We start from the raw sequence: 5,175 nt of genomic DNA, 5'->3' as shown, positions 1-5,175 counted from the left end.
GCTGAAGAAGCGTTGTGTTCATCAGCGAAGAGGCAAGATTATGAAGTGTTTCGTTTATCTCGTCAAGCCTGTTTTTTAGTGTGGTTTCATCTCACTAAAAAACTCCCCACTTCAACAGTGCATTTACATGCGCCGTTCTGCGAGGGGGCGAACTATAGCAAGGGTGTAGTAATTCTGTCAAACATTATTAATGACAACATCCACCCGCTTATATACGTCCTCGGCAAACGCCAGGAACTCGCGCATTTCTTCCGGCTGGGATACATCCAGCGCATACCATTCGGCGGAACCGCCGGCCCTGCGGATCTCCGTGACCAGCGCGTGCAGCTTGCTGGAGCGGCGCGCGCCGAGGACCACATGATGTCCTTCGCCCGCCAACTGGCGGGCTGTCGCCGGACCGCAGCCCCGGCTGGCGCCGGCAATCAGGATAACCTTACGAATTGTTTGTACAGTAGCAGTCATGACGCGGTCCTTTCGATGGCAGTAACACCAGACTGCATCTTACGGAACCATGTCCGTGCTGCGAATGCACATGCCTATGCACTTATTGCCTAATCCTATAGATCGGTGCGTGCATGGTGGCGACGAGGCCGGGAATCATGGATCATTCCTATTCACTACAGCATTTGAGAAGGAACGCACGTGGAACGCATGATCGCACTGCATCAACAATTGGCGCGCAACGAGGGCTACACCTTGTCGGCGCTCGACGATGTCCGCCTGACCCGCTCGAATTGCAGCTCGACCAAAACCCCAGCCATGTCGGATCCCTGCATAGCGATCGTGCTCCAGGGCCGCAAGCGCGCCTACTTTGGCGGCGACGTGCTCCAGTTCGATGCCGAGCATTATCTGGTGGTTGCCGTGCCCATGCCCTTCACCAGCACCACCGACGCCACGCCGGAGGAACCGTTCCTGGGCCTGTCGATCCGGGTCGACCGCACCACCCTTGCGGACCTGATGTTCGCCATCGACCAGACCGACAACGAAGTGCCAGCCATGCCCAAGGGCATGATGACCACCCGCATGGATGAACGCTTGAGCGAAACCGTGCTGCGCCTGCTCGAAGCCTTGAGCTCGCCGCTGGAAGCGCGCGTGCTCGGCCCGGCGATCGTGCGTGAAATTTGCTACCGCGTGCTGATGGGGGAACAGGGCGCCGCCATGCGTGCGGCGCTGACCAATCAAGGCCAGTTCGGCCGGATCGCCAAGGCGCTGCGCCGCATCCACGCCGACTATTCGGCCGACATCGACGTCGGCATGCTGGCCGCCGAAGCGAATATGAGCGTGCCCGCCTTCCATGTGCATTTCAAGTCGGTCACCCACTGCTCGCCGATCCAGTACCTGAAGTCTGCCCGCCTGCACCAGGCTCGGCTTTTGATGGCGCGCAGCGACATGACGGCGCAATCCGCCTCGGCCCAGGTCGGCTACGAAAGCCCATCGCAATTCAGCCGCGAATTCAAGCGCTTCTTCGGCCGCAGCCCCGGCGAAGAAGCCAGCGCCATGCGCCGCCTGCTGGCCGTCCAGCCAGCGGAACCGGCAAGATTGCTTTAAAAATAATATGGCGGTACTATTCGGTCACTGGTGAAATTGAAAATTAGTCAACTTCGCCCCCGGTAGTACCACCTCTTATCAGGAGCAATATGCGACAAACCATTATCAGCGCCGTGGCGCTTGCAACGCTGCTGTCGGCGGCTGCACCGTCATTCGCCGGACCTGGCTTTGAGCCTAGCGTTTATGCCGAAGTCGTCGGCGGCCGGACCTCGGTCTCCTCCAAGTACGCAGCCAACGGCGACGACGTTTCCTTTGGCGCCGGGCTCGGCTACCAGTACACGCCGAACTTCGGCTTCGAAGTCTATACTCGCAGCCTGAGCTTTATCCCTATCGTGGCGGCGTTGTCGGCACCTGGTTACTACCCTGACCAGCACTCCGGCATTGCAGCCATCGGCACCGTGCCTCTGAACGAAAGCTTCAGCCTGTTCGGCCGCGCCGGCGTAGGCCGCACAACCATGAAAGCGAACCGCAACACCTTGAGCGACCGCACCGACACCGATGCAGTGGTCGGCCTCGGCGTGCGCTACGCATTCAACCGCAACTTCTCGCTGAGCCTGGAAGGCACCTACCTGAGCAAGAGCGAAGTTTCGGTCTATTCTTTCGGCGCCCGCTACCAGTTCTGAATCGCTTAGCGCTGCATGTCTGGATACAGCCGCGCCAGCGTGGCTGATGCGATGCGCTGAACATGCGGCTGGACCAGGCTGATAGCCGGTACAGCCGCATGGTCAGCGCGCACACTGCGCCACAACGCCAGTAGTTCCGCATCGTGTAGTGCGACCGTCCGCTCCACCTCGCTCTGCCAGAATCCCGGCGACTCACCTTCGATAAAACCACCACGGCCTCGGCCGAAATGCGCGACCGCCAGATAGCGCAACACGCCGGCCACTACCAGCGTGCGCAGGAAGGCGTCGGTAAATTGCATGGTCGCCTGCTTGCGATCGGTGCTGGAATTAAATCCCCACGCGGCACCAGCAAAAGTCAACGCGCCAACTACGCCACCGAGCAACGCACCGCCACCAAGACTCAGGCCGCCAGACAACAGGTCGGCCGACAAGCCAGTCGCGGCGCCGGAAATCATTGCCCCCAGCAAGCCGGCCTGCGCCTGGTCGATCGGCGCGCGCACCGCAAAATTGTCGCGCACCCGGGCGTTGATCTTGACTGCTTCTGCCGGATCAAGCTTATGCAGGATCAGCAGCTCGCGCGTCATCTCCGCGGTCGCCTGATTCAGGCGTGTGACCAGGGCAGCCATCGCGCTATCCTGGCGTTGTTGTTCTTCATTCTTCCCGATGCCCACCACTTTCAGCGCGGACTTGAGCACGCTCCGGGCCTTGGCTTCGATAGCCTCGCTATCCTGCGCGGCCAGCACCAGCTGCCTGGCCAGCAACTGCATCGCCTGGTCATAGCGCTGTGTATTGTTTGCTTCCCAGACTGCGAGCAGGCGCGCGTACGCCGCTTGCATCTGCTCATTCAGCTGCTTGCCGACCGCCTCGTAGAAAACCCGCTCATGAACCCAGCAGCGCGCGAACGCATCAAGCGCCAACACCTCGCGCACCGTCGGATACTGGCGCAGATAATCGCGCCAGCGGGCCTGCTCCGCTTGCTCCTGCGGCGCCGGGCGCGGCGGCCCCATCTGATTGAGCAGCACCAGCACCGGCTTGCCCAGCCATGCCAGGATCTGCATTTCCGCAGGCAGGTAGCCGGCGTCTTCGGGCGGCTCGGCGGAGTTCACCAGGTAAAGCACAACATCGGCCGCGTCCTTGGCGGCGCGCAGCGCTTGCTGGCTCAGCCAGAACGGGCGGTCACGATGGCGGTCGATGACTTCGCGCAGAAACCAGCCGATCGGATTACCCGATAGTCCCAGCCGCTTCAGCAGACGCACCGAGTCGCCGAAGCCCGGCGTATCCCACAGCTGCAAAGTATCGCCCTGCCGTGTTTCAAGCAGCGTGTGCGATTCGGCGAAGGTCGTCACATGCGCGGCATCGCGCACTTCGCCAACATCCACGCCGATCAGCGTACGCGCCAGCGTCGTCTTACCGTTGTTGGTGTGCGAGATCAGCGCAAGCTGAATGGGTGAGTGTTTATCCATGTGCCTTCAGCAGATTGACGACCTCGGTCTTGACTTGATGGAAGGCGCAAAATTGCTGCCACAGCGCGGTGCGTTCAGCGAGACGCGTGCGGGCATCGGCCTGCTCGCCCATGCGTTCGAGATAGGCGGATTCATCCAGCAAGGCGATCACTTCGCGCGGTGAGGACGCCACTAGATAATCGAGTAGCACACCGTGGTTTTCTTTCTCCGGCGTGGCCGACAAATTGAACAGCACCGCCGTGGTGTCCACGCTCAGGTCCACGTCCCGCAAGATCAATTGCGGCTCCGCGCCGTACGCAATGGGAGGCCGCAGCATCAGGCGGCCTTGCTCGCCGAACAGCGTGACGGCGATTTGCGCCAGGCTTTTGTGGCGTGCTTCGTCAACGGTAAAACTGTAGGGCAGCACACGCAGCGTGCCGCCGGCAGCGATGCCGAAACCTCCGCCCAGTTTGCGAAAATATGGCTGGCCCAGATCCAGCGGAAAGCGCTGCGTCCATCGCGCGGCATGCCAGCTGCCGAGCGCGGCCAATAGCAGGCGCGGCAGCACCACCAGCAACAGCATGGTGGCGGCGTACAAGTGCACCCAGCGCGCACCGCCTTCGGCCGCGGTGGTTTGCGGGAAGCGCAGCGCGGCAACCTCGGCAAGCGAGAAATCCGGAAGATGAAATAGGGTGACCGCTGGCGCAAACAGTATCGACAACAGGGCATGCACCTGGCTGGCGTCGAGGAAGGTGCTTTCCCAACCGGCCGCATATTGCGACCAGAGGCCGCGCGCATACAAGGACACGAGTGCGCCCAGCGCAAACATTGCGGCGCTCAGATGGATGGTGCGGCTCAGGCGCGCAGCGGTGAGCTTCGCGCTCAGTCGCATCCATTCGGCCGAAAAACTCAGCACGGCCGACGACAGCACTTGCGGCAATTTGCGTGGCAAGCCAGGCTTGGGCGTCAGCCGCGAGATCGGCCAGGCCGGCCGGCGCGCAGGCATCAACAACCAGCCGAGCATGCACAGATACACCAGCAGATTCCACGCGATGATCAGCAACAACGGCGCCGACAGCAAGTCGACGCGGTGCGGATCGGTGATGCGGTCGAGGCCGGCGCCAAGCAGCAGCGCGATGATGGGCAGAGAAAAGGAGAATGCCTTCCAGCTGCTGCGCTGTTTGACGATGGCGGCAAACGCGGGGGTGCGTTCAACGAGGCGTTTCAGGATTTGTTCTGAGCGCTGCTGCAGGAAATCATCGACCGTTGCTTCGGCCTGCTTGCCGGAAGCTTGCCATTGCGCGAGTTCGCGCGCGCTGCGGCTGGCGTACATGCGATCGTCGTCGCTGAGAATTTCTTTATTCTGGTCGGCGGTCTCGATGGCACGCACCAGCACAACGTCTCTCGCAGTGTGTTCGTTCATGTCGAGAGTATATCTCCGAACGCAAAAAAGCCCCGACTGGATCACCAGAAGGGGCTTCTTCTTATAACTAGCCTGACGATAACCTACTTTCACACTGGTTGCAGCACTATCATCGGCGCAAAGTTGTTTCACGGTCCTG

General features: G+C 61.1%; 5 protein-coding genes. 2 read left to right on the top strand and 3 right to left on the bottom strand.

What is annotated here, in order from left to right; translation table 11 throughout:
* Positions 1-177: 177 nt before the first annotated feature.
* Complete coding sequence (locus V6M89_RS30200) at positions 178-462, bottom strand: SDR family NAD(P)-dependent oxidoreductase (RefSeq protein WP_332856680.1); 285 nt, start codon at positions 460-462, stop codon at positions 178-180.
* Positions 463-651: 189 nt separating this feature from the next.
* Here V6M89_RS30200 and V6M89_RS30195 point away from each other — a divergent pair, with 189 nt between their 5' ends.
* Together V6M89_RS30195 and V6M89_RS30190 are read left to right on the top strand one after the other, a co-directional pair.
* Positions 652-1,548: an AraC family transcriptional regulator gene (locus V6M89_RS30195; RefSeq protein ID WP_116994086.1), complete on the top strand. Its 897-nt coding sequence runs from the start codon at positions 652-654 to the stop codon at positions 1,546-1,548.
* Between the two features lie 89 nt (positions 1,549-1,637).
* Positions 1,638-2,171: an outer membrane beta-barrel protein gene (locus V6M89_RS30190; protein ID WP_332856679.1), complete on the top strand. Its 534-nt coding sequence runs from the start codon at positions 1,638-1,640 to the stop codon at positions 2,169-2,171.
* 5 nt (positions 2,172-2,176) lie between these two features.
* On the opposite strand, the gene V6M89_RS30185 is transcribed toward V6M89_RS30190, so the two are convergent.
* A complete protein-coding gene (locus tag V6M89_RS30185) occupies positions 2,177-3,634 on the bottom strand; it encodes a DUF3482 domain-containing protein (protein ID WP_332856678.1) in 1,458 nt (485 codons plus the stop codon).
* On the bottom strand, positions 3,627-5,175 hold a 1,549-nt coding region (locus tag V6M89_RS30180; RefSeq protein WP_332856677.1), incomplete at its 5' end, for a DUF2868 domain-containing protein. The genes V6M89_RS30185 and V6M89_RS30180, both read right to left, overlap by 8 nt.

Origin of the sequence: Duganella sp. S19_KUP01_CR8 (assembly GCF_036688705.1) — a bacterium.
GTDB lineage: Bacteria > Pseudomonadota > Gammaproteobacteria > Burkholderiales > Burkholderiaceae_D > Rugamonas.
This window is presented reverse-complemented; position numbering and strand designations above follow the sequence as displayed.

Coding starts and splice junctions, on each gene's coding strand:
- V6M89_RS30185 (WP_332856678.1), bottom strand. CDS start 3,634: ATGGATAAACACTCACCCATTCAGCTTGCGCTGATCTCGCACACCAAC.
- V6M89_RS30195 (WP_116994086.1), top strand. CDS start 652: ATGATCGCACTGCATCAACAATTGGCGCGCAACGAGGGCTACACCTTG.
- V6M89_RS30190 (WP_332856679.1), top strand. CDS start 1,638: ATGCGACAAACCATTATCAGCGCCGTGGCGCTTGCAACGCTGCTGTCG.
- V6M89_RS30200 (WP_332856680.1), bottom strand. CDS start 462: ATGACTGCTACTGTACAAACAATTCGTAAGGTTATCCTGATTGCCGGC.